This window comes from Candidatus Methanodesulfokora washburnensis (genome assembly GCF_003947435.1).
GTDB lineage: Archaea > Korarchaeota > Korarchaeia > Korarchaeales > Korarchaeaceae > Methanodesulfokora > Methanodesulfokora washburnensis.
The window spans coordinates 14,943-39,597 of the sequence record NZ_RCOS01000146.1 but is presented as its reverse complement, the minus strand read 5'-3'; the positions used below and the strand labels follow the sequence as shown (position 1 = coordinate 39,597).

At 41.9% G+C, this 24,655-nt stretch carries 27 protein-coding genes and 4 tRNA genes; 14 read left to right on the top strand and 17 right to left on the bottom strand.

Annotated features, from left to right (window positions below):
* Window positions 1–612: 612 nt before the first annotated feature.
* Window positions 613–1,497 carry a hypothetical protein gene (locus D6D85_RS12805; protein WP_125672429.1) on the bottom strand — a complete coding sequence of 295 codons (885 nt, stop codon included), beginning with the start codon at window positions 1,495–1,497 and terminating at the stop codon, window positions 613–615.
* Between the two features lie 265 nt (window positions 1,498–1,762).
* Between D6D85_RS12805 and D6D85_RS12800 the strand changes: the two genes are divergently transcribed.
* Window positions 1,763–1,835 (top strand) — tRNA-Gln (locus D6D85_RS12800).
* Window positions 1,836–1,855: 20 nt separating this feature from the next.
* Window positions 1,856–2,332 carry a Mut7-C RNAse domain-containing protein gene (locus D6D85_RS12795; RefSeq protein WP_125672428.1) on the top strand — a complete coding sequence of 159 codons (477 nt, stop codon included), beginning with the start codon at window positions 1,856–1,858 and terminating at the stop codon, window positions 2,330–2,332.
* 55 nt (window positions 2,333–2,387) lie between these two features.
* On the opposite strand, the gene cysS is transcribed toward D6D85_RS12795, so the two are convergent.
* Entirely contained in the window at window positions 2,388–3,806 is a 1,419-nt protein-coding gene (cysS, locus tag D6D85_RS12790) for a cysteine--tRNA ligase (protein ID WP_125672427.1), read from the bottom strand.
* A 73-nt stretch (window positions 3,807–3,879) separates the two neighbouring features.
* On the opposite strand from cysS, the gene D6D85_RS12785 reads away from it, so the two are divergent.
* Window positions 3,880–5,028 carry a tyrosine--tRNA ligase gene (locus tag D6D85_RS12785; RefSeq protein ID WP_125672426.1) on the top strand — a complete coding sequence of 383 codons (1,149 nt, stop codon included), beginning with the start codon at window positions 3,880–3,882 and terminating at the stop codon, window positions 5,026–5,028.
* Window positions 5,029–5,031: 3 nt separating this feature from the next.
* Here the strand turns inward: D6D85_RS12785 and D6D85_RS12780 are convergent, their stop codons facing one another.
* On the bottom strand, window positions 5,032–5,316 hold the full coding sequence (locus D6D85_RS12780; RefSeq protein WP_161969873.1) for a UPF0147 family protein: 285 nt from the start codon (window positions 5,314–5,316) through the stop codon (window positions 5,032–5,034).
* A gap of 126 nt (window positions 5,317–5,442) precedes the next feature.
* Here D6D85_RS12780 and D6D85_RS12775 point away from each other — a divergent pair, with 126 nt between their 5' ends.
* Window positions 5,443–5,841, top strand: coding sequence for an Sjogren's syndrome/scleroderma autoantigen 1 family protein (locus D6D85_RS12775; protein WP_125672424.1), 399 nt, complete (start codon window positions 5,443–5,445; stop codon window positions 5,839–5,841).
* Here the strand turns inward: D6D85_RS12775 and D6D85_RS12770 are convergent, their stop codons facing one another.
* The 5 genes from D6D85_RS12770 to D6D85_RS12750 all read right to left on the bottom strand — a co-directional run bounded on the left by D6D85_RS12770 (window position 5,842) and on the right by D6D85_RS12750 (window position 10,241).
* A complete protein-coding gene (locus D6D85_RS12770) occupies window positions 5,842–6,318 on the bottom strand; it encodes a hypothetical protein (protein ID WP_125672423.1) in 477 nt (158 codons plus the stop codon). It lies immediately after the preceding gene.
* Window positions 6,278–8,197, bottom strand: coding sequence for a helicase-related protein (locus D6D85_RS12765; protein ID WP_125672422.1), 1,920 nt, complete (start codon window positions 8,195–8,197; stop codon window positions 6,278–6,280). Before D6D85_RS12765 ends, D6D85_RS12770 begins: the two co-directional genes overlap by 41 nt.
* A gap of 34 nt (window positions 8,198–8,231) precedes the next feature.
* On the bottom strand, window positions 8,232–9,329 hold the full coding sequence (locus D6D85_RS12760; protein ID WP_272914443.1) for an HD domain-containing protein: 1,098 nt from the start codon (window positions 9,327–9,329) through the stop codon (window positions 8,232–8,234).
* A gap of 125 nt (window positions 9,330–9,454) precedes the next feature.
* Window positions 9,455–9,847: a matrixin family metalloprotease gene (locus D6D85_RS12755; protein WP_125672420.1), complete on the bottom strand. Its 393-nt coding sequence runs from the start codon at window positions 9,845–9,847 to the stop codon at window positions 9,455–9,457.
* Window positions 9,825–10,241: a glycine cleavage system protein H gene (locus D6D85_RS12750; protein WP_125672419.1), complete on the bottom strand. Its 417-nt coding sequence runs from the start codon at window positions 10,239–10,241 to the stop codon at window positions 9,825–9,827. Before D6D85_RS12750 ends, D6D85_RS12755 begins: the two co-directional genes overlap by 23 nt.
* A 663-nt stretch (window positions 10,242–10,904) precedes the next feature.
* Between D6D85_RS12750 and D6D85_RS12745 the strand changes: the two genes are divergently transcribed.
* Both D6D85_RS12745 and D6D85_RS12740 read left to right on the top strand, forming a co-directional pair.
* Window positions 10,905–11,540, top strand: coding sequence for a proteasome subunit beta (locus D6D85_RS12745; protein ID WP_237558853.1), 636 nt, complete (start codon window positions 10,905–10,907; stop codon window positions 11,538–11,540).
* 2 nt (window positions 11,541–11,542) lie between these two features.
* A complete protein-coding gene (locus D6D85_RS12740) occupies window positions 11,543–13,423 on the top strand; it encodes a beta-CASP ribonuclease aCPSF1 (protein ID WP_161969871.1) in 1,881 nt (626 codons plus the stop codon).
* Window positions 13,424–13,428: 5 nt separating this feature from the next.
* Here D6D85_RS12740 and sepF read toward each other — a convergent pair whose 3' ends face one another.
* Window positions 13,429–13,797 (bottom strand): cell division protein SepF, encoded by a 369-nt coding sequence (sepF, locus tag D6D85_RS12735; RefSeq protein WP_161969870.1) that lies wholly within the window; start codon window positions 13,795–13,797, stop codon window positions 13,429–13,431.
* A gap of 77 nt (window positions 13,798–13,874) precedes the next feature.
* On the opposite strand from sepF, the gene D6D85_RS12730 reads away from it, so the two are divergent.
* The 4 genes from D6D85_RS12730 (at window position 13,875) to D6D85_RS12715 (ending at window position 14,457) form a co-directional block, all read left to right on the top strand.
* Window positions 13,875–14,120, top strand: coding sequence for an LSM domain-containing protein (locus D6D85_RS12730; protein ID WP_125672416.1), 246 nt, complete (start codon window positions 13,875–13,877; stop codon window positions 14,118–14,120).
* Complete coding sequence (locus D6D85_RS12725) at window positions 14,117–14,281, top strand: 50S ribosomal protein L37e (protein ID WP_125672415.1); 165 nt, start codon at window positions 14,117–14,119, stop codon at window positions 14,279–14,281. Before D6D85_RS12730 ends, D6D85_RS12725 begins: the two co-directional genes overlap by 4 nt.
* Before the next feature lie 21 nt (window positions 14,282–14,302).
* A tRNA-Ala gene (locus D6D85_RS12720) sits at window positions 14,303–14,376 on the top strand.
* Between the two features lie 7 nt (window positions 14,377–14,383).
* Window positions 14,384–14,457, top strand: a tRNA-Phe gene (locus tag D6D85_RS12715).
* Between the two features lie 9 nt (window positions 14,458–14,466).
* Here the strand turns inward: D6D85_RS12715 and D6D85_RS12710 are convergent.
* Entirely contained in the window at window positions 14,467–15,039 is a 573-nt protein-coding gene (locus D6D85_RS12710) for an adenylate kinase family protein (RefSeq protein ID WP_125672414.1), read from the bottom strand.
* Window positions 15,040–15,146: 107 nt separating this feature from the next.
* Between D6D85_RS12710 and D6D85_RS12705 the strand changes: the two genes are divergently transcribed.
* The gene (locus D6D85_RS12705) at window positions 15,147–16,391 is read left to right on the top strand and encodes a Clp1/GlmU family protein (RefSeq protein WP_125672413.1); all 1,245 of its coding nucleotides are present in this window, start codon (window positions 15,147–15,149) and stop codon (window positions 16,389–16,391) included.
* Window positions 16,382–17,749: a glycerate kinase type-2 family protein gene (locus D6D85_RS12700; RefSeq protein WP_125672412.1), complete on the top strand. Its 1,368-nt coding sequence runs from the start codon at window positions 16,382–16,384 to the stop codon at window positions 17,747–17,749. The genes D6D85_RS12705 and D6D85_RS12700 overlap by 10 nt, the downstream gene beginning before the upstream one ends.
* A 51-nt stretch (window positions 17,750–17,800) precedes the next feature.
* Here the strand turns inward: D6D85_RS12700 and D6D85_RS12695 are convergent, their stop codons facing one another.
* Complete coding sequence (locus D6D85_RS12695; RefSeq protein ID WP_125672411.1) at window positions 17,801–18,037, bottom strand: hypothetical protein; 237 nt, start codon at window positions 18,035–18,037, stop codon at window positions 17,801–17,803.
* An 82-nt stretch (window positions 18,038–18,119) separates the two neighbouring features.
* On the opposite strand from D6D85_RS12695, the gene D6D85_RS12690 reads away from it, so the two are divergent.
* Together D6D85_RS12690 and D6D85_RS12685 are read left to right on the top strand one after the other, a co-directional pair.
* Window positions 18,120–19,085 (top strand): ABC transporter transmembrane domain-containing protein, encoded by a 966-nt coding sequence (locus D6D85_RS12690; RefSeq protein ID WP_125672410.1) that lies wholly within the window; start codon window positions 18,120–18,122, stop codon window positions 19,083–19,085.
* 21 nt (window positions 19,086–19,106) lie between these two features.
* Window positions 19,107–19,844: an ATP-binding cassette domain-containing protein gene (locus D6D85_RS12685; protein WP_125672409.1), complete on the top strand. Its 738-nt coding sequence runs from the start codon at window positions 19,107–19,109 to the stop codon at window positions 19,842–19,844.
* Here D6D85_RS12685 and D6D85_RS12680 read toward each other — a convergent pair.
* From D6D85_RS12680 to D6D85_RS12655, 6 genes are all read right to left on the bottom strand, one after another.
* Complete coding sequence (locus tag D6D85_RS12680; RefSeq protein ID WP_125672408.1) at window positions 19,820–20,290, bottom strand: GNAT family N-acetyltransferase; 471 nt, start codon at window positions 20,288–20,290, stop codon at window positions 19,820–19,822. The two genes, D6D85_RS12685 and D6D85_RS12680, sit on opposite strands and share 25 nt — an antisense overlap.
* The gene (locus D6D85_RS12675; protein WP_125672407.1) at window positions 20,256–21,725 is read right to left on the bottom strand and encodes a hypothetical protein; all 1,470 of its coding nucleotides are present in this window, start codon (window positions 21,723–21,725) and stop codon (window positions 20,256–20,258) included. Before D6D85_RS12675 ends, D6D85_RS12680 begins: the two co-directional genes overlap by 35 nt.
* Window positions 21,726–21,730: 5 nt before the next feature.
* Complete coding sequence (locus D6D85_RS12670) at window positions 21,731–22,807, bottom strand: DUF1611 domain-containing protein (RefSeq protein ID WP_125672406.1); 1,077 nt, start codon at window positions 22,805–22,807, stop codon at window positions 21,731–21,733.
* Complete coding sequence (locus D6D85_RS12665) at window positions 22,804–23,766, bottom strand: pyridoxal-phosphate dependent enzyme (RefSeq protein ID WP_125672405.1); 963 nt, start codon at window positions 23,764–23,766, stop codon at window positions 22,804–22,806. Before D6D85_RS12665 ends, D6D85_RS12670 begins: the two co-directional genes overlap by 4 nt.
* Before the next feature lie 275 nt (window positions 23,767–24,041).
* A tRNA-Pro gene (locus tag D6D85_RS12660) sits at window positions 24,042–24,115 on the bottom strand.
* Between the two features lie 56 nt (window positions 24,116–24,171).
* The gene (locus D6D85_RS12655; protein ID WP_125672404.1) at window positions 24,172–24,654 is read right to left on the bottom strand and encodes an HIT family protein; all 483 of its coding nucleotides are present in this window, start codon (window positions 24,652–24,654) and stop codon (window positions 24,172–24,174) included.
* Window position 24,655: the final 1 nt, after the last annotated feature.

Sequence of the window (24,655 nt, the reverse complement as noted above, 5' to 3'; positions counted from 1 at the left end):
AAGGTTTTTCTACGTCAACATGAAATGGATTAATAAAGACTATAACATTAATCCTCATGCAATCCTATCTAGTTTACTAGTAATTTATTTTATTTTTTGTAAACTCATGCAAATAGAAGAGATGAGGAGGTGGAGAAAGGGTAAGCATGGCAGCAAAGAGATTGATAGACACATTAGGATCATGGAAGGATGTTCTTCGTATGTCACTAGGTAAGTAAGGAAGAGAATTGCTGATATTGTAAGGGAAGCTTTTAATGCAATTATCTTTGGCTTTTGAACAACAAAATAGGGGTATGTTATCGAGCTGATTACCAAATTAAGCAAGTATTGAAGACTAAGTATTATACTGTTTCCAAGTATAAGAAACAAAAACAGATTTAATATAGATGATAAGATAAATGCTATAATACTCACTAGATAGAATGTCCTCGATATCCCCTCTTTCTTTTTATAAAAGTGATATATAAGTATAACTATAAGTGAGAAGGTGTAGAGGAAAGGTATCTCCGGGAAGAAATCTAGGCCAAGCTTGGAATGGATGGAAAAAAGGAGAATGGATAGAAGGATAAGAATATCAGAGAGAACCTCCATTCTGCTCATTTCCGATCATCTCTACGGGGTTGGTGTACAAATATATTCTACTTGTGTGCAGCAGTATATTATTGCACATAATGGACACCAAAGAAGCACGCAGGTTAGACATGAGGCTAGACTGCCCGCACAGGCCACCATGCATGGACCACAGCATCGCCCAAGACATCCTTGATCCCAGGAGCAGCATTCTGAAATACAAGTCTCTCCCCAAGGACAGTCGCTATCTGTGCTACATTCATATACGCATGAGCCTTCTGTTTCTATGAGGTGATTGTTGATGCTTATTCTTTTAATAGCCGCTTTCTCATTTTCTATGCTAATTAGATATGCTCGTGTTCTTATATTGCTTACTGGCTCAGAGTACTCATAATAAGTTGCAATACTGTTATCACTAATAGGCACTACGACAGCTAGAAGTGTTAGCTCCCTTCCGTTAAAGGACAAAAAGTGACGGATTGCCTTGGCACTTCTTAAATCTGCCTTAAATCCATCCAATACGTTTCTCAGATCTTTAGATGCAGTAGCTTTACCTACAGCTTCCTCCAAATCCTTTCCAGCAAGCTCAACCGACCTCATAGGCTTTATCTCCGGTTTAGCTGATATCTCCGGTATTTTGCCCAGCATGCTGTACAAAGCGAGGCCCACAACAAGCTTAAATGCAGTTGATATAAACCTCCTCCTTGACTCCCCGCTGACCCTTCTTATGCACTTCTCCCTTCTTCTGACGTAAAATATAAAGTGTAGAGTGGTAAGCACGGAGAAGAAGGTGAATACAGCGGCAGATATCACGATAAGAGGGGTTATCCTGAGGTATATTGAAGCTATTAGTAGCAGGATTGATATTGCAAATCCTCTTGTGGACCACCTGATGCAGAAACTACATGAGCCCAGCTTCTCCCTCATATGAGGTCATCAGTTCTAAAGATGTTTTATTTAAAATTCTTTTATCTACATTTTTTTCTTTTTTTTAAAATTCTTCTACAAGAGCGTGTTTCTGACAGAACAGGGGAAAAGCGACCGAAATCTTAGAGGAATAATAGAGGGCTATTCCTTCTTTTGAGGGAAAAAAGGAATCTTAATAATAAACTATTACATTAGAAAATATATGACTTAAGCACTTTAAAAGCTTTTTTGAAAAAGATTTTTATACCAAGCTTCCCCTTTTCTCAGCCCCGTGGTGTAGCGGTCAAGCACACCGGGCTCTGGACCCGGTGACGCCGGTTCGAATCCGGCCGGGGCTATCATTTATAACGGCGGTTGTATGGAGTTCATAGCTGATGAGATGCTGGGAAAACTTGCTAGATGGCTCAGAATTCTTGGAGTAAGTGTAATAACAGATCTTGGTATGGGAAATTTTGATGATCTAGCCCTTAAGGCAGCAGAAGAGAGAAATTGTGTTATATTAACACGAGATGAAAATCTGTTCAAGAGAGCTGTGAAGAGAAACATAAGGGTTGAATTTGTCCCCGAGGATCCAATTAGAGCTCTGGCAGAAATATCAGCAAAGTATGGGATTCAGCTTGAAATAAATCTTGATAAAACCAGATGTCCCACGTGTAACACTCCTCTTAGAAGGGTTAGACCGGAGGAGGCGATCGGAAAAGTTCCTGATGCTGTTGTGAGATCAGGAAAACAGATACTTGTCTGTAACAAGTGTAATAAATATTACTGGACTGGAACTCACTATGAGAACATGCTCTCAGAACTCGAGATTGCTAGAAGCCTGAGAGGCCGATGATGAGAGGCGACGAGAGTGAACAGTGATCTCACTGACCTGCTCTGAGGCCTCTGATCTACTCTTTTATCCACCAAATAGTCTCTCCATTTCTATCCTCAACTATCACTCCCATATCCATGAGCTTTTTTCTTATTTTATCAGCTATTTCATACATTTTCATCTCTCTTAACTGCTTTCTGACCTCTATTAAGGCCTCTATATATCCCCTTTCCTTCGTTTCTTTCTTAGCAACAAGGTCTATCCCTAATATCGATGAGATCTCTGCTAGACCAAAGAAGGCTTCTGATGCGAGATTGTAGGATAAACTCTCAGAGACTATTCTAGAGGCAGTTGCCGAGATGATATCGATGGATGAGTATGCCAGTGGAGTGTTAAAATCATCGCTCATCGCCGAGAAAAATTTTCTTACCTCATTATCAATCACCAGCTTTATCTTTCTCTCATTTTCAGTTAGATCACCTTTTCTTCCCTCTTCTGAGTACTTCAGGGCTCTCATTGTAGAATCCTTCCAAGATCTCACCCTTTCTTTGGTACTGTTTATGGATTCTGGAGAGAACTCCAAGGGCTTTCTGTAGTGAGCTGATGTGAGGAATATCCTGATGGTATCTGCATCGTAGCTTTCTAAGGCTGAGCTAACAGAAAAGTAGTTCTTCAGGGATTTTGCCATCTTCTCCCCCCTTACTTGGAGAAGACCGACGTGAATCCAATATCTGACGAACTTTCTTCCAGTTAGGGCCTCTATTTGTGCTATCTCATTCTCATGATGTGGAAATATTAGATCACTTCCCCCTCCATGTATATCTATAGATGGTCCCATGAGCTCGTATATCATTGTGCTGCACTCTATATGCCATCCTGGTCTTCCATCTCCCCATGGAGATTTCCATCTTGGCTCGTTTGGTTTTGAGAATTTCCAGAGAGCAAAATCAGCAGGGTTTTTCTTGTTTATTCCTTTTTCGATCCTGGGATCCCTTAGAAGATCCTCCATTCTTATCTTAGACAGAAGACCATATCTCTCAAAGCTTTCAATATCGAAGTAAACTCCATCAGGAGTTATGTAAGCTTTCCCGCTTGACAAAAGACCTGATATAAATTCAACCATCCTTGATATGAAATTTGTTGCTCTCGGATTTACTGTAGCTGGAAGCACCTTCAAAGAGTCCATTGCTCTGAAATACTCCTCCTCATACCTCTTAGCTATATCTCTCCAGTCAACTCCTTCTTCGAGAGCTCTATTTATTATTTTGTCATCTATATCAGTAATATTTACTACATAAAAAACGCTGTAACCGAGTCTGTTAAGATATCTCCTGACGATATCAAAGAAAACAGCGGTTTTTGCATGACCTAAGTGGGGTTCATCGTATACTGTCGGGCCGCATACATACATCTTCACTTGTGGAGGGTCTATGGGTATGAATTTGCTTTTCTCACCAGTTAGGGTATCGCTCAGCACTAGGTCAGGCAGGGTCATCGGGTTGCTGAGATGAGGAAGGTCATAAACATTTATCCAAAAGATTTAATATGTGTGCCGTAACCTTCTTCTGATGCAGATGGACAGGCTCTCCCTCGTCCTAAGAGGTGTTGCTGAACCCATAGAGGAAAATGTGATGACAATGAATGAGCTCAGGGAGCTGCTCTCCTCTGGAAGAAAGCTGACAACATATGTGGGATATGAACCATCAGGGCCAATACATCTTGGAGCTGTTTCCACTATAATAAAGCTGGCTGAGATGATTGAAGCAGGTATAGATGCTATAGCGCTGATGGCAGATGTGCATGCAGTTTTAAACAGAAAAGGCCCGGAAGATGTGATAAGAAGACTTTGCGAGACTTATTATAAGGAAGTATTTCATATAATAGGATCTCCTCAGATAAAGATAGTTATTGGAAGTGATTATCAGCTCTCACAGGACTATGTGATGGATCTCCTCTACATATCCACAAAGGTAACCTCTAGGAGATCTTGGAGGGCTATGTCCATAATAGCTAGAGAGAGCAGAAATCCATACGTGTCACAGATGATATATCCATTAATGCAGGCGCTTGACATACTCTACTTAGGAGTGGACATAGCGATAGGAGGAACTGATCAGAGGAAAATACACGCCCTAGCTAGGGAGATATTCTCGAAAAATTTGGATCTAAAGGTTAGAAGATATATACCAGTAGCTATACACACGGAGATCTCTCCGGGGTTGTTGGAGGGAGAGAAGATGAGTAAATCAAAGCCCCAGACACACATAGCTGTACACGATCCTCCTGATATGATAAAGGAAAAGATAAAGGCGGCTTTTTGTCCTCCAGGGAGAAACCAGTACGATGAGGAGGGAAACTTGATAAATCCAGTTCTCTCGATATACAGAGATATAATATTGAGAGGTAATAGAAAAGCTGAGCTAAAACTGTCGAGAAAGGCTGGAGGAGGAACTGTAGAAGTTTCATCATATAAGGAGCTAGAAAGGCTTTACATGGATGGAATGATCCACCCAGCAGATCTAAAGGAGTTTGCATCAGATTTTCTGATCGAATTTCTGGAACCTATCAGAGATAAGTTTGAAAGCGATCCAGACCTGATAAAACCCCTATACGAGCTACAAAAATGGCAGAGAGAGGAAGGAATCTTCGGGGATCAGGAATGGAAAATTGTTCTTAGTTCTATGAGACCTTATCTTGGTGATAAGCTTACAGAATAGATTTTAGTCTCTTATCTTTTCGAGTAAACCTACTATGAGCAGTATCTCAGATCTTATGGGGAAGGGCATGTTTATATCGTTCATTATCTCGTTTAATATTGCTATAGCTTTGCTTGATCTCATGCCATATGAGATATCCTCACTTCTTAGGATCTCCATCGCATCTGTAGTGGCCTTCCTTATGTTTTTCGGTGCACTTCTATTCTGGGATATCTTATCCAACCTCTGTATTGCCTCCTGAAGTATCCTCTCATACTCCTCCTTAACAACAGACTTTTTGCGGGGCAAAACACCACCTCCACAGACAACAGGTCTAATGCAGTCAGCAGAGGATCTCGGATATAAGCTTTCTGTGATATATTTTAATGGATATCATCGTAACCGTTAAATATGTGATTCAAGGGAAAAATCAGGATGCCGGACGAGATTATAGATGAGGGAACAAGGGCAAAAAAGATGGCTGAGGCATTAAAAAGAGGGTTCAAAATGTTAGAGGACACTTGTCCAAGATGTGGGACACCCCTCTTTCAGAAGCCAAATGGAGAAGTGGTTTGTGTTTACTGTGGAATACCTGTCATATTGGTCTCATCGGAGGAGGAAGCAGAGGAGCAAAAGGTGAGAATGAGGCTTATTGGGATCAGAGATATCCTTTCATCAAAACTTGAGGAGATGCTGAGAGATTTCTACCCGAAAGAATCCTCTATTACGATGTCAGCATCAATAAAAGAGATCTCTGAAGCTCTTTTAACAATTCAGAAGATAATAGAGAGGCTTGGCAGAAAGAAAGAGGAGGAAAAAAGGTCTAAGCACTGATCAAGCGAATTCAAGTCTCACATCTTCTCCCAGCTTCAGCCTTATCCCTTCTATCAGCATACTTGCTAGAACATTTGGAGGAGTTCTGTACATTGTCTTAATACCTTCTATCTGCATTAATATACCTCTTTTCTCAGGGAGAAACTCCAGATTGTATCTGTCATATTTCAGGTTTACCCTTCTTCCTGTAGAAGGGTTTATGTAAAAATACTTTATTACTAAATAAAAGGATAGAGGTTCTTCCCCTCTGTTCATTATTCTTAATGCTATGTTTCTGGCCTCACTCTGGGAAAGGGGGAAGGTATTACTCTTTTTTACGAAAACAGAGAACTCTCTTATTCCTCTCTTCCCACTCGGTCTTATTTTAAGCTCATCTCTTGATCCATTCATATCTGCCAGTGCTAGGACAGCTCCAGAGAGAACTTTTCTCTTGCTCTTATGGACTATTAAGAATCTTTCCTTTCTTACTTCCGCCATATGATCTTTCCCCCTCCCTTGAAATCCTGATTAAAGCATCTACAGTATCCTCAGGGTTCTTTGTCCTTACAACAGGAATTCCTAGAAGAGATGCCAGTTCTGCTATCTTCTCTTCTTCCTGAACACGTCCTTCAAGCAGAATAACTGGCAAGGGATATCTTCTTCTCAATTCCTTAAGATACAGACTCATATCCCCTATAAGTAGAATTTTTCCCTGCGTTAATCTGCTTACAAAAATTCTATCATTTATCATATAATCAACTCCGTTCATCTTCACCAGCTCGATTGAAACATCATCTCTGGATATAAGAAGTCTTGCAACAGGACCATTTACCTCCCTAAAGTCCACTTTTATAGGAATCTTTTCCCTCTGCCTTTCCTCTAGGGAAAGAGGAGAAGCTCTACTCATAGAAAGAGCTCTTTTTAGCATTATTTCCATTTCCTTCTCCTTTCTTGATGCTAATTTGAAAAATCCAGCTTCTTTTCCTCTGCTAAGAAGTGCTATTACTTTTCCAGGGCGAATTCTTCCTACTCTTCCCTTCCTCTGTATATGTCTCACGCTAGATGGAGTTGCATCATAAAGCAAGACGATATCCATATCTGGTAGGTCCAATCCCTCCTCTCCAACACTAGTTGATATTAGGACATTGCAGTTGCCCGATATAAACTCCTCTAATATTTTTCTCTGTTCCTCTTGACTCATTCCCTGTTCTCCCTTCCTTTGTTGGCCTATAAGAACAGAAGGTTTTATTCCATTCATATTTGAAAGGAGATCATATATCTCATAAGCTGTTCTTCTGTAGTTTGTGAATATCATCATCTTTTTTCCCCTGAACTTCATCACAATTTCCCTAAGAAGATCCATCTTCGGGTGAGGTCTTCCTGATAGCTCCTCAAGCATTGGAATTAGCTTTTTTATAAAAGGATCCTCTATCAAAATCCTGTCAGCAGCTTTTTCTCCTCTCATAAGCTTTTTCAGGTAGTCGTAAGCCATAGAAGCCCCCTCTATCTCCATTAGATCCAAGATATGTTGAATTTTTATCATAGCACTCACTATTAGAAGCTCTTTTCCTCTTCCATCGGCGGCTAGAATCTTCTGGGTCTCAAGAAGGTTTTTCATGCTAACTTTTTGTCCTAGATCAACACCCATTCCTCTGAGCTCATCGGATTTTGATTTAATTGCACTCTTGAGAAGACCGATTACTTCCTCATACTCCTTGCTAAGGGGGACATTCACTACTTCTATCTCAAGATCCGAGAGGTAAGGTGCGACATCTTTGCTCTCTCTTGTCCTGACCTCAACGTTCTCTATATACAGGTTTTTGAGAACTTCCAATATGCTCTCCTCATTTCCTCCTGGAGAAGCTGTAAGAGCAAGAATTCTCGGATTTCTTGCCCTTTTCATGTAAAGATCCGCTATCTTCACGTAGGGATACAAGCCAACAGCTCTATGTGCCTCATCGAATACAAGTAGCGTGAAGTCATCCAAAAAGAGAAATCCTCTCTCCAGATCATTCTTTACAACCTGTGGCGTTGCCACAAAAACCCTTCCAGAGCTCCATATCTCTTTTCTCCTTTCTTGACCCACCCTTCCTGTCACTAGGACTATATCATCTATTTTCAGGACATCTTTCAAGTTCTTCCAGTGTTGTATTGCAAGAGGTCTAGTTGGAGACATTATCAATGCCCTCCCACCATATTTATGAAGCCTATATGCGATAACCATTATTGCTATTGCTGTTTTTCCTAAGCCCGTTGGAAGGACAACCAGCGTGTTTTTCTCGACCGCTCTTGCTGCTATGACCTGCTGGTATATCCTTGCTTCTATCTTTTCCGGCTTTATCAGAGGATGCTCTATATACTTCCTCTGCTTCTCCACAGCTTTAGTTGAGGGAGACCTAATTAAAAATCTGCTAGTATGACACCCTGTAATAAAATGAGCTTCCTCCTCTGAAGACCTCTTCAGCTGCTTTTTTCACTTTTTCCACATTCTCTCTTCTAGTGTAAACCCTCAAAGTGCTCATAACAGTCCTTCTCAGTTGATATATTATTGGAGATATCTCCTCTGCATTTAATCTCTTGATTTCACCTCCCTCTGATGAGAAGAAGAGAACTTCAAGGGACATATCCTCCATGGGAAGTGTGCGGAGCAGTGGAGTATCTACGTATATCTCCTCTCTCGGAACTCCTGATCTATTAGCTATCTCATCCCTTATCCCCTCTATCACACTCTTCCTCTCGAGAAGGGATAGATCACCCTCTCTTCTATATAAGATATCCTCATATGCGACTTTTAGTAGCCTTCTATTCGCCAGATCCTCAAATATGCTCTTTGTTCTTGGATCACTCCTTATCACATTCCACACTGTGTAGTCATCTAGCTGAATGTATTTTTCCACATCTTTTGCTGCTTCCTCAACTTCAAGCCTATCAGCAACTATCTCCATTGCCCTCGTTAACATAACTTGTGCGGCTCTTGATGTCTTGTGAAAGTATATGGATCTGAAGGATAGAAGCCTTGAGATGAGCAGGGACTCAAGCGTTGGTAGTGCCTTTATGTTCAATCCAAGTGAGTTATCAATAATTCCCACATTATATGCTATTCTGTATGCATCTACATAATAACCAGCTCCAGTGTGATAGGAATCCCTCATCGTGAAGTCTAGCTTGTCGGCATCGAATGGAGATCTTATTATCTGATTTTGATACCTTATTTTTCCTCTTCCTATTGAGTAATCCGCAACCTCGGTTGGATCAAATCCATTTTTGCTCAGAACATCTGATATTTCAGTCTCTTTTACTATCTTCTGGGTCATTTCCTCATGGCTTAACCCACATATTCTCTCAAGAACAGGCTCGAAGGTGTGAGAAAAGGGCCCATGTCCGACATCATGAAGTAGACCCTGAAGTCTTGACAGTTGCACTACATCAACTCCTAAATCTTTAAGTGTCTCAGCAATGAGGCCAGCCATGTGCATAGTGCCTATGGAATGCTCAAATCTTGTGTGTATAGCTCCTGGGTAGACGTACTCAGAGCCCGCAAGCTGTTTTATCCTTCTCAGTCTCTGGAGAGGCCTTGTCTCTATAATGCTAAGCTCAATATCATTTATTTTTATGTATCCATGAATAGGATCCTTTATGTACTTCGTGCTATCCCCTCCCTAAGAGCAGCCCTGCATACATGGCAGAACTCAGGATATGAATCATCAAGGCACGAAAGCTCGCTCATCACACAATTCCTGTTGCTACAATGGTTCAATCCAAGCATATGACCTATCTCATGAAGTATTGCTCTCGAGAGCCTGTATCTTCCATCCAAATCCACCACATAAGCTGTTTTTCTTGGGATATCAAATACGCCTGATGCTCCCTTCAGCGGTTCTTCATTTCCCACTGTCACCTCATATTCTGTATTTATATCTGAGAAGAAAAAGCAAAGCTCTGGGATCACCTCTGAAGCTATCTTCAGCGCTGATATGAGTTTCTCAGAGCAATTTCCCTTTATCCTAACTCTTAAGCAGTTTCTCATATTCCTCAGCCTTTAATAAATTATTTAACTCCTCAGGATTATCTGCCTCGATTTCGGCTATCCATCCACTTCCATAGGGGTCATCCGCTATCCTTTCAATCTCTCCAGCTCCGAACTCCTCAGATCCTTCCTCAACTACTCCAGCTTCCCTGTTTCTCTCAACTATAATCCCGCTAATAGGGGCATATATCTTCTCAGTGGCCTTATTGCTTTCTATAGTTCCGATGGGTTCTCCAGCTCTGACTCTAGTTCCAATAGGTCTGATCTCCACATAGGTTATATCTCCAAGCTCCTCGACTGCATGCTTTGTTATTCCAACCCTTATCCTTTTTCCACCCAAGGGAAGGGCCCATTCGTGGGTTTTAGTGTAATACCTGTCTGCTGGCACGCTCATAGAGGTCACATGCCATCGGAATTGTCGAATATTTAACCTTATTGGGTTCCTCAGCAGTTTCCAGATAGTTAACTTTATATAACCTTTCTGGATATAACCACACGATAAATTCATAAATGGGAGATCCCTGTGTTCTGTGCCCGATATGTGGTGGTATGTAGCACCGAATGGGCATGAACAGGATATACACAGGATGAGGGGAGCCCCGTTGCCCCTGAAAGCCATCAATGAGGATAGTTGCTATCCGAGATGGAACGGATAGTTATAAAATGACTATCCGACAACGGTCTGCTAGGAGGCTAATCTATTGTCTAGTAAATACTACTCAGTAGCTTAAAAATCAGTAAGCTTCTATAACTAATAAGTATAATTTTTTTAAATAATTTTTTTCTCTTTACATCGTCGCAATAGGGTCGGTAATGCGACAATACAAAAAACCTTAAAGCTGCAGCCAGTGATTTCAAAATAGGTAGACTTAAATAGATTTAAGCTAATATGGTAACAGCCACTTATGAGGCTAAGACTGGGGTGGAACGGATAGTAAATTTTAACTATCCGATAGAAGCTCCTAGAAACTAGGAGATTTGAAGCGAATTTTATTTTATTTGAGATTATGCTTAAATATAAGCAGCTCTTATTTGAATTGCTTTTAAGGTGGTTTTCATGAAACCCGATGTCTATGAGAAGATGCTGAAGGGAACTACAACAGTCGGGATAAAGTGTTTGGATGGAGTTGTGATAGCATCGGATAGGAGGGCATCATCAGAGACCTTCATTGCTAGCAAAAATGCTAGAAAGACGATAAAGATATCAAACAGAGCTGTTGCAACGATATCAGGTCTTGTGGCAGATGGGCAGTACTTGACAACAATTCTCTCAGCCATATCAAGTTTGTACGAACTAGATCAAGAGAGGGAAATGCCAATAAGCTCGATAGCAAAGTACCTTGCATTGATGCTCAGATCATACAGACCCTATATACTGATAGCTCATCTCATAGTGGGTGGTGTTGACAGAAGTGGACCTCATCTCTTTAATGTAGACTTCTATGGCACACTAACAGAGGAGAACTATATAGCAACTGGCTCAGGCTCCCCTGTTGCAATTTCTGTGATCGAAGAGGGCTATTCAACCGAAATAAGCGTGGAAAAAGGGAAAATTCTTGCGCTAAATGCGATGTTATCAGCTCTCTCGAGGGATTCTGCAACAGGAGATGGCATAGATCTAACCGTTGTCGATGAAAGAGGCGTGAAATTCTTGGAAAGAGATGAGATACAGAAGATGATTGAGAGGAGGTAATCTTGAAAGGAGGCCCTTCTGAGATAAAGAAGAAAGTAAAGGAGGTTCTTTCGAGGATAGGCGAAGTCAAGAAGGTTGAACTTGAGGGTCCTTTTGTTGTGGTTTATGTGGATGATCCATCAAGCTTCCTAGAATCAAATAACACTGTTGGTGAGGCAGCAAAGCTTCTGAGAAAAAAGATAATAGTGATGTCCTCAGGAAAAATGCTTCCAGAGGAGGATGCGAAAAGAGTTATAAGGGAGATGATACCCCAAAAAGCTGAGATAACAGATATAAGAGCTGTAGAGGAGACAAGAGAGATATACATAATAGCTAAAAGGACTGGCTATGTCGTGGGAAAAAGCGGTTATTACATAAATGAAATACTGAAGAAGACTGGATGGAGGCCTGTTGTCTTAAGGGCTCCAACGATGGAGTCAGGTCTTCTTAACACAATATACAACTACTTAATCGAAGGCTCAGCTGAGAGAAAGAAGATAATGAGAAAAATAGCAGAGAGGATATACAGAGAGCCCATCGGTATTGAGAGAGGGATATTTGTAAGCTTCCTTGGTGGGGCAAGAGAGGTTGGAAGGAGTTCCATAGCTGTTACCACAAATGAGGGATCAGTACTTCTTGATGCAGGAATAAGCTTGGGTAGGGGGGAGGCATTTCCTCGCTATGATCTAATAGATCTAGATGAGATAGATGCAGTGATAATATCCCATGCTCATCTTGATCACTCAGGAGCTCTTCCTTTTCTCTTCAAATATGGATACAGGGGCCCTGTTTACGTTACAAGGCCTACAAGAGATTTAATAGTGCTTCTTCTCCTTGATTACATAAATCTATCGAGAAGACAGGGTATAATTCCCTATTTCTCTGAGGCAGATGTGGCCCGGATGCTGAATCACATGATTGTTTTGGATTATGAGGAGACAGTTGATATATCACCAGATGTCAAGCTTACCTTCTACAATGCAGGTCATATACTCGGCTCAGCCCTAGTACATCTGAACATAAGGAAGCATAACATCCTATACACAGGAGATTTCAGGTTCAGAGAGACGAAGCTTCTTGGAAAGGCAGATACCTCATTTCCTAGAGTAGAGACCCTGATAATGGAGTGCACTTATGGAGGGGAGCAGGACGTTCTGCCTCCTTTATGGGAAGCTGAGAAGCAGTTGATACAAATAATAAAGGACACTATTGAGAGAAATGGAAGAGTTCTTATACCAGCTTTATCTGTTGGAAGAGCTCAGGAGATAATGATAACTTTGGTGGAGGCCTTTTCAAGGAAAGAAATACCTGACGTTCCTGTTTACATAGATGGCATGGTATATGATTCTACTGCAATACACTCAGCTTATCCAAGCTATCTCTCAGATTACATAAAGGCTAGGGTCTTCGGTGAGGACAAGGATCCCTTCACGGATGAGCACTTCACAATGCTAAAAGGAACTGAAGATAAGGATTCAATAGCAACAGGAGGACCAAGCATCATAATAGCACCATCGGGCATGCTTAACGGAGGACCTAGTGTTGATTACTTCATCAGAATGAGCCCTGATCCAAGGAATTCAGTAGTTTTAGTGAGCTATCAAGCTGAGGGAACGCTGGGAAGAGAGCTGAAAGAAGGAGCTAGAGAGATCAGAATAAGGGATGAGATGGGTGAGATGAGAAAAATTGAAGTTAAGGCTGAGATACACTTTGTAGAGGGATTTTCGGCTCACGCAGATAAAGTTCAGCTTCTCACATATCCATCATCGATACCTAAACCATCTAGGATAATACTGGTACATGGAGAGGCAGAGAAGATCAGATCATTTAAACCACTGCTGAGCAGAAGTATAGGAGCTGCTGTCATGGCTCCATCAATTGGAGAGAAGTTAAGGTTAGTGTGACGCTGTTATTCCTCCTTTGGAGTCCTCCATATCTCCACGAACCTTGGAGCTATTAGGAGAGGACTGTTCTTTCCAGATTTCACTAAAACCATGTCTCCTCCTATATCCAAGATCCTCTCCTTCAACCTCTCTAGTGCCATCTTGAGCTTCTCAGGCTCTGATGCCATGTCATCATACCTCAGTATAACTATATTTCCATCGTTTACTTCATTCACAATTGAGTCTATGTCATCCATTGATCTCATGCTCATTGGTTTTATTGCCATTGCCTTCTCGGACACAGATGGGAAGTGAGATAAGGGTTTCTCCTCCTCTATAATTTCTTCTTCTTTTTCTTCCTCCTTTCCCAGTATCTTCTTGAATATCCTGCTCATGCTCCCACACCTCTGTGCTGAAGCTGGGGAATAAAAACCTTTGATTAAGTTTTTATATCGTCGATGGTCTTGCCTTGATGCCCGACACAGCAGCCTATCTGAGCAAGAACATGAGGGAAGATGTCCTCGTATCTTTGAAGACAGGCTTTTGGATAAGAGGAAAGCTGGAATCATTTGACAGACATCTTAATCTGATACTGGGAGATGCTGAAGAGTTAATAGTTGACAAGGGAGAAAGAAAGTCCATAAGGCTGGGGAAAAGAGTTTTAGTGAGAGGAGATATGGTTGTTGCTATATCTATGCCTAAGGAGGTGAAGGAATGACAAAAGGAACACCATCAATGGGAAGGAGGAGCAGAGGAAAAACTCATGTGAGATGCAGAAGGTGTGGTAGGAATTCATTTAACATAAAAAAGGGATATTGTGCCTCTTGTGGCTTTGGAAGGAGCAAGAGACTTAGAAGCTATGCTTGGAGCAAAGCTTAAATATAGATAATATGTTTTAGTGGGCCGGTGGCGCAGTCTGGTAGCGCGCCCGCTTGGCATGCGGGAGGCCGAGGGTTCAAATCCCTCCCGGTCCATTTTTGTGCCGGGGTAGCTCAGACTGGGAGAGCGCCCGGCTGAAGACCGGGCGGTCGTGGGTTCAAATCCCACCCCCGGCACTTAGATTTTCAGGAATGCCCAAGCAGCATTCTTCTTATGCTGTTAAGCTTAATATAGATATCCAATCCCCTATTCAAGAATATTGGTAATTTGACAGACCCATTTAAGGCGCTCAGCACCAACTTAACCTCATCCTCCAGTGTTGTATTGGTTGTATCAATTTCCATTATTTTATCATCTCCAAATGTATTTATAGATTCTATTGTAAATGTATCAATTACATCAGCTTCTACATTTTCTATTATTTTTTCTGCATCATATCTATCCTTAAGCCTTCTATAGAGCTCCTCTGGGTCGCATTTTAACACTATGACGAGATCAGGACTTATTCCACTCAGAAGATTTGGGTATATCGTCTCTATTATCAGGCAATCCTCCTTTTTCAGCTCATCCATGATATTCCCTTCTTTCACTACTATACTCTTCCTTCTTCTGTCAATTCCAGCCGTTAAACCCTTGGAGATCAGATAATCTCCTAAATTAATATATCTACATTGCAAAATTCTAGCTAGCTCCCGCGATAGCGTTGTTTTACCAGCTCCAACAGAGCCGGTTACTACTATTATCCTTCTGCATTCCACAAAACCCTAACAAGCACTTAAAATTTAAAGAGTAAGTTAGGTGATCTGCTTCAACAATTCGTTCAATAGTGAAAAAGCTAAAAATTAGTTGGTTCCCGAAAATCCTGATGGAATCATCTGAGCTTAACGAGATTGAACTCTCCCTCAACGCAGGTAAGAGCCTGATTCTCAATTCTCCGGCTGAGATAAAGGTCATAAGCGGGGATGTGGAGATATGGGGGGCTAGTATTTCCTCAGAGATAAGAATAGAAGAGAGGAAGATCCCCCTATTAATAGAGTCTATTTCGAATTCTAGACTTCTGATAAGGTCAAAATTCCATCCTGCTGAAACTAAAATTCCAGATTCATGGAGAGAGGTGGAAAAATCTGTTGATAGTGGAATCACTATATTTATCGGTGCTTCTGACTCCGGAAAGAGCAGCATAATAGCTTATTTAGCCAATAAATTGGTGGCAAGAGGGCTTAGAGTGGGGATAGTGGATTCTGATATAGGGCAAAAGGATATAGGACCTGTTGGTACAATATCTTCAGCTGTTTTCTCTGATCTGCCCATTATACCTTGGTTAAAGGAGCCTGACAAAATGTATTTCATAGGAGATAAGACCCCGAGAGGACATCTTCTCCCAATGGTTGTTGGCGTCAGGATGCTGGCAGATATGACAAAAGCTGATGCTATACTGGTAAACACGACTGGATACGTGTCAGATGATGCTGCGGTCGAGCTTAAACTCAGGAAAATCGAAAACTTGAGACCAGATAGGGTCGTGGGAATAGATGATGGCTCTCTTGGGGATTTACTATCCAGAATCCCTCCTTATGTAAAGAAGATCCGGATAAGAGCTCCAGATGAGATCAGGAAAAAAGGGGTAGCTGAAAGAATGGAAAGAAGGAGGATAAACATAGGAAGATATCTTAACAACTCAGATCAGGTAGAACTGGATATAAATAGCCTTTTCATCCAGTGGTCTCCTCTTGGAGGTGGAAATATTGGGAATGAGACCCTAGAATTCCTATCTAAGGAGCTTGGAGTCAGGGCAATATGTGGTCATGAAGGACCTTCTTTTGTATATCTATTGACAGAAAGCTGTCCTGATGCAGAGCGTATAAGGAAAATTGAGATGCTTACCGGGAAAAGGATGAAAACTGAGGCAGTAAGCGATTATATGAACTTATATGTTGGCCTTCTGGATGAACAGGGTTTATGCGAGGGAGTGGGTTTGCTCAAAGGCATATCTGAGGGCAAAATAAGAGTTCTCACAAAATGTGAGAAGAGACCTAGTGGCCTGAGATTTGGATTTATTAAGTTCTCGGATCAAGGATTTGAGATAGGGAGGAGGAGAGTTTGCAGATAATAGTAAATAAAGATCTTCTTCTAGTCAGAAGAGACGGAATATTGAAAAGAGCAAGAGAAATAGTTCTCAATGCTCTTGAAAATGCCATATTAGCTGTTGACTCATACAATTCCACAAAAAGATCGATAAGGCTTGAGAAAGAGATTTTAATACTAAATTCAAGCTGGAATCCATCTAAAGGAGAGCTTCATGTTGTTGGAGCTGGGAAAGCAGGGGCAAAAATGGCACTGGCTGTCGAGGATTCATTAGGGGATATTATAAAATCTGGAGCGGTAAATGTGCTGAGAGGTACTGAAAAAGCTGTCAGCACAAGTAGGATAGAGCTTATTCCAGCCGGTCACCCTCTACCTGATCTGGGCTCAATAGAGGGAACTAAGAAAATTCTCAATATTGCCGAAAAGCTGAAAGAAGAAGATCTTCTCCTCGTCCTCATATCAGGAGGAGGGTCTGCCATAATGGAGCTTCCTCAGGAGGGGATATCGCTGGATGATCTGATAAAGATGAACAGGCTGCTCATATCCTGCGGAGCTGATATAAAGGAGATAAACACAGTGAGGAAGCATGTATCTAGGGTGAAAGGGGGAAGGCTTGCGAAAGCTACTAAAGCTAGGGTGATATCCCTCATAATATCTGACGTAATAGGCGATCCGCTCGACTCCATAGCTTCTGGTCCTACAGCGCCCGATAGCACGACATTTAGGGATGCCATGGATGTGATAGAGAAGTATGATCTGGAGGATAAAATGCCTGCATCCATTATGGATGTGTTGAGAAAGGGAATCAGGGGTGAGATAGAGGAGACCCCAAAGCCGGGTGATGATATCTTCAACAGAGTTGACAACTACATAATTGCCAACAACAGAATTGCTGTGAGGAGTATGGCACAATATATTGAGAAAATTGGAATAAAAACAGTGGATCTGGGATCTAGGATAAGAGGGGAGGCTAGAGATTCAGGCTCTGTCATCGCCTCTATAGCAAAATCAGTGGAATATGGAGAGTCTACGGTTTCAAAACCTGTTGCAATAATTGGAGGAGGGGAGACCACGGTAACTTTAAGGGGAAAGGGAAGGGGAGGAAGAAATCAGGAATTTGTTCTCTCAACTCTAAGGGAGATATCAAACTGCAGCTGCTGTATTGCATCAATCGGAACAGATGGAATAGATGGAAACTCGGATGCAGCTGGGGCAATCGCAGATGGAAAATCATTGGAGGAGTCTCTCAGAATGGGGATGAATCCAGATTTCTATCTGAAGGAGAACAACTCATATGAGTTCTTCAGTAGACTTGGGGATCTAATATTCACAGGACCGACTTTGACAAATGTAATGGATATATTTATAGCTTTAATCATTTAATTTGAAGCAGGTGCTTAGAAGTTGTTCACATAACCTCACTGGACTAATCAGCTAGAAAAGTGGAGGCATAGGATGTGTATCCGTAAAGTACTTAGGCCCTTTCTCCACTAAACCGGCAATAATAACTACTATTCCTATTATAATGAGACTCAGGGAGAGAAGCATTTGTGCAACATGATCGTGTGCACACATTCTTACTGGATATCCATACTCTGTAGGCATCTCTGGGATAATAATACCTATCACCACAAGGGCTATCCCCAGCAGTAAGATAGATACTCTCTTCATTGTGCTGTTAATCATAGAGAAGCTTTTTAAACCCTTTTAGCGAAAACTTTAATAATACTTACGTACAAGAAGGTAGATTAGCTTGGAGGAGAGAGGATCTCTCAAGGGGATCATTTCCTCCTGTTTAGAGGTCTCGAGGCATCTTCTCCTAGATCAGCTCCTAATACTATCCCTGTGGTCATTGATGATGGTGATATCTCTCTTCCTTGCTACTATCAGAAGGGATCTTATCGACTATCTTACCTCGACACCCAAAGAACTTAGCTTAATTATAAAGCTAGGATTGCTGTTGCTTCTTCTAGACATCGTAGCAAGTCTGATGAATTTCTTCTCAGAGTACAGGTTACAGATTCTGGGAGTAAAAGCCTACAATATTATATCAAGAAAAGCACTTGATAAGATATTTTACTCACGTTCTAGGCTGCTTGGTGGAGATATTCTCACCAGATTCATCTCAGATATGCCCAATCTTAGCGATACCCTCGGAGGTTTCATCCCATCTCTCGCTATACAGATAATAAGAATAATTGGAGGCTCGATAATTCTGTTGGTTCTATCTCCTGAGCTCACCCTGCTCGCTGTGATTGCGATAGCCCCGCTTTACTTTCTCTACAGGTATACCTCAAGGATGACGATTACATACTCATCAAGGGAGAGAGAAGCAATGTCAGGCATGGCATCAGAGATAAAGCAGGTTGTTGATGCTTCCGATCTGGTAAGAAGAACTTTAAGCAAAGGGTATTTTCTGAACAGAACATGGAATTCTGCGATTTCTTGGATGAGAAATCTAACTAAGCTTTTGTTCTTTAAGGTCTTCTTCAACCAAGCTTTTTACTCTGTGTATGGAATGCTCAGCTTTATAATGCTCATAGCCGGAGGATATCTTGTCTACATAGGGCATACCACGGTCGGCACCGTGATATCATTTACCGGGGCAATGTACAACATATACGAGCCCCTTGTGAACATATCAGGACAAATCGTAGGTGCTCTTAGCATGGTTCCCTATGTAAGGAGATACAGGGAGATCATTGGCCTTGAAGAATAGGACATTAATAGCGGTAGATCATTGGAGATTATAGAGGAGTTAAAAGCAGAGAAAATGAGCATCACGCTGGATGGCTTCTCTATTCTGAGGGAAATCAATCTTTCTGCTAAAAGGGGAGAGATAATAGGTATAACGGGCCCGAGCGGTTCCGGAAAGACAACTCTTCTCTTGACTATGATAAGATTTGTGGAGCCCTCTTCAGGGCATCTGCTGATCAACGGCTCAGACTACAGAACCTTCAGATTGAGGGATCTGAGAAGGCTTATTTACTATGTTCCTTCCGAGGACTTTATACTAAAGGCATCCTTGCGCGAGAACCTTTCCCTAGGAGATGATGCAGAAGAGGATGTGCTTAGGGAAGCAGTTGAGGTAGCTGGCATAGACTTTGCCACATTGGACGATATTGTCGATCCTGAAAAGCTATCACTTGGGCAGAAACAGAGAATTGCCCTTGCTAGGGCCTTAATAAGGAGGCCTCAGGTTCTTCTGCTTGATGAATCTCTTAGCGGGCTGGAAACTCCTCTAGAGGATATGGTGCTGAGGAAAGTCATAGAATATCTGAAAAACTCCATAATACTGGTTGTATCGCACAGACTTTCAGCGCTTAGACATGCAAGCAGGATATACGTGATGTCCGGTGGGGAGATAATAGATGCTGGATCGCATGAGGAGCTGTACAAGAGGTGTCAGCTCTACAAAGAAATAGTTGAAAAATATAATATAAGTTGCCTTTGTCATTTTAGCTCTTTTTCCATGTAGAGGGATTTCACGATATATCCCTTCTTTTTATACCAGTTCACTAGATCCTCTCTCGAGCTCTCCACTCTCAACCCTATCTTCCTATATCCTTTTCTTTTGCAGAACTCCTCAACAGCATTGAGCAACATTGTTCCAATACCTCTTCCTCTGTACCCCTCTTTTATATTTATGTCCATAAGGTAGGGGAACTTCACATAGTTCACAGTGTCCCATATTATCTTTATCCAAGCAACCCCAACTATATCTCCATTCTCATCCAAGGCTGCGAAGAACCTCTGCTCCCCTGGACTTCTGAGCAGCTCGAGAAAGAGTTCCCTATGTCTCTTGGCATACTCTTCATAGCCGAGCTCCTCCTTTACTTTTTCATCAACAAACTCCCAGCTGACTTCTTCATCCAGCTTTATTATCTCCTCAAGTCTTTCCTCTCCCACTTCCTCTATCCTCACCCTTTAACGCCTCCTCAAGCCCTATAGGAACCCACTCATCCTTCTGGAGGTAGACGATTCCCTTTGCATACTGAAGTAATATCCTGTATATATGCTCCCTGAACTCCTCGGGTATATTATCGAAATGCGAGTTTCTGCTGTCAAAGTGCAGCATCTCAACTGTATCGTCCCTTCTCGCAATTCCTATTTTCTTTCCATATCTCTCATTTATGAGATATGAGGAATGTCTCAGCTCGGATTCATCAAGTCTGACTAATCCCTTCTCTATCCTGTTCGGCAGATCCTCTACATCCTCCTTTTTGTACCCGATGAGCTCTGGATTTATCCCATTTGCAAGAAGGAAGGTCATTATCCCATTGCACTTTATGCATTTTCCGCATGGAATTATCCTTTCTCCCTCCATATGAGTTCTGTGACAACTCCTTTGAAGCCTAAATAGCTCAGGATATCTGTTAAATAAAATTCTCTCAACTATCAAGCCGCTTATAGGCCTCACAGCTGACCACTGCCTGAAGTTGAACCCACTTCTTCTGAACCACTCTGTCATGTACTTGTCAAATTCCTGTGTCTGATCGTAGACGGCATTATAATGTTTTATTCCATTCACCTCATAGCTCTGTCCTCTGGGATCATCGTACTCATTTCCCATTACTATGTTTCCGATCCTCCTCTTGTATAGAAGTGGCAGAAAGGAGAATATGAAGTGCTCGAAGAAGAAGAGATGTACTGGGTATATATCAGCTTTTATCCTCTCAAATCTCGGGACTAGGATTTTCATTCTTCTGTTCATGAACATATAGAATCTGTCGACGTTAGACCACACTCTCAGCGTTGAATACCTATCCTTGAAATACCTATAAGCTGTCAGGGCCGTGAACCAATGCCTTCCTGATTCATTGAAGAAGCAAGCATAGGTATCGCATCCTATCTCCCTCAGGATACCGAATGTGAGCAGGGACTCCTTTCCTCCAGAGCTCATCACAGCACACTTCTTATAGTCCAGCTTTAGGTCAACTGTGTCTTTTATCACCTCCTTCACCGATATTTTAGCTCTGACCTCCGCATCTTTCGGTCCAAAATCCTTCGGAATATATTCATCTTTTATAAATCCTGTCTTTTTTGCTATTCTATTGACAAATATATCTCTTGCGGTCGCATCCATATTATGTTTGAGAAATTCTACCTCCTCCTTCGTCAGACCGTATCTCACCTCTATTTCATCCGAGAAGAGACCGTAGTTAATTGCAGGCATGAGAACCATTAATCTTGCGAACTTATCCGCTAAGCTTCCATTCAGATCCTCCTCATAGCTGTTAATAAGTTTAAACTCATCGCAGAAACCATCTCCCTCAACTCTATAGATTGCATATATCCTTCTGCCCTCTACAACAGGAGGACCAATGGATATCCTGTCAAAGCATTTAAGATCGGGCAATTAGATCACTTTGCCCTAACAACAGCTTTGCTTCCTATCTCAGGAAACTCCTTCTTTATTCTCTCCACTATCTTCCCGACCCCATGCCATATTGGATCGCAGGCCACTACATCATACCTGTTCTCATACTCCCTTATGTACTCCTCCACTTGTTCTCTTGTCAGGTTCTCATGATTTATAGTTATGGCTATAACTTTCTTCTCTGTCAAGAGCTCTATCACTCTGATCATTCTATCTAAATCCGGAAGGGGATATCCTGGGAATCCATCAAGATATCTCCTGCCTGGAGCATGCTGCAACACTATTGCATGGGGCTTTCCTGCAGCCAGAAGCTCAAAACTTCCAGGAAAAGCTGGATGAAGTATTGATCCTTGGCCGGGTATGACAATAACATCGGGGTTTTCCTCCTTATATGCTCTCCATATCTCGTGCTCTATTCCCCCTGCAACAAAGTCATTTATCATCGCATCTATGACAACTCCATACCTGCCATCCTGCATCCAAGCAGTCTGTCCAGTTCCAACAAAGACAGCTTTTATTCCGGATCTATTTAGCTCTTCCACAAGCTTTATAGCCGTTGTTCTCTTTCCTATCGCTGAATCAGTTCCGAGAACAGCTATTCTCAAGGACCTAACTTCCTCTATTTTTCCTGTGTAGAATATTTTCATATCTCTAAAAATCTTCCTCACATCAACTATCTCCACCTTATTCTCCTTTGCTAGCGATGAAAGCTCCGGGTCATCGCTCAAGAACTCATGAAGGCCTGAAACTATGTTCATGCCTCTCATTATCGCCTTTTTTATTATTTCTCTATATTCTTTCGGAAGAAAACCTCCTGGAGTTGCAACGCCGATTATCAGAGTATCTGCATCCGGACAGCTTGCTAAGGCCTCATCAAGGGAGCTGTATATCATTATCCCCCTCTTTATGCCATCCAAGACCTCACCGGCATCCCTTCCGGCAAGAGTGCTATCTATAACCCCCAGAATTTCGTACTTCCTTGAGTATCTCACCAGTCCATGTGCGGTCTTTCCATCTGTTGTGCCGAAGTAACCCTCAGCCAGTATTACTGCTTTTTTCATATGATCGACCTCCCTGTTATCACAACAACATGATCTCCACGAACTCTTCTTCTAAGGACGAACTGTCTTAAAGCATCTATTGCTGATGCAGACGCAGGAAGCACGCTTATTCCCTCCAAGTTCCTGAGAAGGTTTGCATAGTAAATCATCTTCTCATCAGAGACGAAACCCGCATATCCGCCGCTTCTCCTTATTGCATTTAACGCCTCATCTCCTTCATAAGAATAATAGGCCACAAGAGGCTCGTTCACGTCTGTTTCAACTATCCTGTCCGGGCTTAGAGGAACCATTCTTCTAAATCCCATTTTAAAGCTTCTGACAACAGGATTACCGTGTACTGTGCTTGCTCCTATCATCCTAGGAACTCTTTCTATTAAGCCCTTTTTCCTCAGCAGAAGGAAACCGTGATATATCCCAGCCAGAGTAGTTCCATTTCCAACAGGGACAGAGACAGTTGTAGGAGCTCTTCCAAGCTCCCTGTATATCTCATGTGCTATTCTTGCATATCCCATGAGGCTTATTCTTCTGCTTTTTCCACCCGGATTTGCATCATACCATCCGTTTCTTGATGCCATTATTGAACTGAGTTTCACAGCCTCCTCGTACTTTCCATCTACCCGTACTATTTCAGCTCCGTAATCCCTCATCTCTCTTTCTCTGATAAGAAGATATCCCTTGGGAACAAAGATAACAGATCTCAGCCCACTTAGTGATGCATAGTATGCTATTGATGCACCGTAATTTCCACAAGTTCCAACAGTTATCGTATCAAATCCGTTCTCAGCAGCTCTTTTGGCATGAAGAACAGCAGCTCTATCCTTCTGAGTACCTGTTGGGTTTCCTCCCTCGTATTTTATGAATATCCTTCCAAAGCCGAAAACCTTCTCAAGACCATATGCCCTGAAGAACGGGGTCTCCAGGGCAAGTCGTTGATGTGCTTCAGACTCCTCCAGCTCCATCTTCTATCCTTTTACCTCCACGCCTTCCTAAGGCTATTCGTATAAAAAAATTCCAGAGGAAGCTTGAGAGACTGAGTAGGGACAACCGGTCATCTATATGTCATTAGATCCCAATGGGTTCTGTAACATTCTCGCGGGAAACAGTTTAGCATGGTGAAAGGTTAGCTTGTTTATATCAGTAGCTTAAATAGAGATATTAACCAGAAATTCCAATGAAAAGAGCACTATAATCCTAACAGGACTCTTGAAAACTTTTCTGGAGTTGAAAATTATAGTGGGGGCGCTGGGATTTGAACCCAGGCCTGAGGCTCCCAAGGCCTCCATCCTAACCAAGCTAGACTACGCCCCCGTCTTCATGCGCTATCCCTTAATATAAATCTGCTTCCCTAATTATAAATATTTTTACTATTTTTCCATGACTTCCTTCAGCCTCCTATAAGTGCTTTCAAGGGCTTCTCCTAGGACTTTCGTGTCGGATATAACTGGCATGAAGTTTGTATCTCCGTTCCATCTCGGCACCACGTGTATATGAATATGGCCCTCAAAACCCGCACCAGCAACTCTTCCCAAGTTCATCCCTATGTTGAATCCATCAGGATTCATAGCCCTCCTTATGACATCTATTGAAATCATTAAGGAGTTCCAGAGGTCAGCTGATTCCTCTTGACTCAACATCTCCGGCGATGGTACATGCCTATAGGGTGCGACCATTAGGTGACCTGGGTTATATGGATAACGATTCATTAGTATATACGAGTATTTCGATCTATGTATTATTAGTGCATCATCATCCTTCTCCTCTTGAAGAGAACAGAATATGCATCCACTCTCCCCTTTCGAAGCTATTTCGATATATTTTATCCTCCATATAGCCCAGAGCCTGTCCATA

What these genes read in the sequence shown, in the direction of transcription:
- D6D85_RS12805 (WP_125672429.1), bottom strand. Translation starts at nt 1,497, where the DNA reads ATGAGGGAGAAGCTGGGCTCATGTAGTTTCTGCATCAGGTGGTCCACA.
- D6D85_RS12795 (WP_125672428.1), top strand. Translation starts at nt 1,856, where the DNA reads ATGGAGTTCATAGCTGATGAGATGCTGGGAAAACTTGCTAGATGGCTC.
- cysS (WP_125672427.1), bottom strand. Translation starts at nt 3,806, where the DNA reads ATGACCCTGCCTGACCTAGTGCTGAGCGATACCCTAACTGGTGAGAAA.
- D6D85_RS12785 (WP_125672426.1), top strand. Translation starts at nt 3,880, where the DNA reads ATGCAGATGGACAGGCTCTCCCTCGTCCTAAGAGGTGTTGCTGAACCC.
- D6D85_RS12775 (WP_125672424.1), top strand. Translation starts at nt 5,443, where the DNA reads ATGCCGGACGAGATTATAGATGAGGGAACAAGGGCAAAAAAGATGGCT.
- D6D85_RS12770 (WP_125672423.1), bottom strand. Translation starts at nt 6,318, where the DNA reads ATGGCGGAAGTAAGAAAGGAAAGATTCTTAATAGTCCATAAGAGCAAG.
- D6D85_RS12755 (WP_125672420.1), bottom strand. Translation starts at nt 9,847, where the DNA reads ATGAGAAACTGCTTAAGAGTTAGGATAAAGGGAAATTGCTCTGAGAAA.
- D6D85_RS12750 (WP_125672419.1), bottom strand. Translation starts at nt 10,241, where the DNA reads ATGAGCGTGCCAGCAGACAGGTATTACACTAAAACCCACGAATGGGCC.
- D6D85_RS12745 (WP_237558853.1), top strand. Translation starts at nt 10,905, where the DNA reads ATGAAACCCGATGTCTATGAGAAGATGCTGAAGGGAACTACAACAGTC.
- sepF (WP_161969870.1), bottom strand. Translation starts at nt 13,797, where the DNA reads ATGAGCAGGATATTCAAGAAGATACTGGGAAAGGAGGAAGAAAAAGAA.
- D6D85_RS12730 (WP_125672416.1), top strand. Translation starts at nt 13,875, where the DNA reads ATGCCCGACACAGCAGCCTATCTGAGCAAGAACATGAGGGAAGATGTC.
- D6D85_RS12725 (WP_125672415.1), top strand. Translation starts at nt 14,117, where the DNA reads ATGACAAAAGGAACACCATCAATGGGAAGGAGGAGCAGAGGAAAAACT.
- D6D85_RS12705 (WP_125672413.1), top strand. Translation starts at nt 15,147, where the DNA reads ATGGAATCATCTGAGCTTAACGAGATTGAACTCTCCCTCAACGCAGGT.
- D6D85_RS12695 (WP_125672411.1), bottom strand. Translation starts at nt 18,037, where the DNA reads ATGAAGAGAGTATCTATCTTACTGCTGGGGATAGCCCTTGTGGTGATA.
- D6D85_RS12670 (WP_125672406.1), bottom strand. Translation starts at nt 22,807, where the DNA reads ATGAAAAAAGCAGTAATACTGGCTGAGGGTTACTTCGGCACAACAGAT.
- D6D85_RS12665 (WP_125672405.1), bottom strand. Translation starts at nt 23,766, where the DNA reads ATGGAGCTGGAGGAGTCTGAAGCACATCAACGACTTGCCCTGGAGACC.
- D6D85_RS12655 (WP_125672404.1), bottom strand. Translation starts at nt 24,654, where the DNA reads ATGGACAGGCTCTGGGCTATATGGAGGATAAAATATATCGAAATAGCT.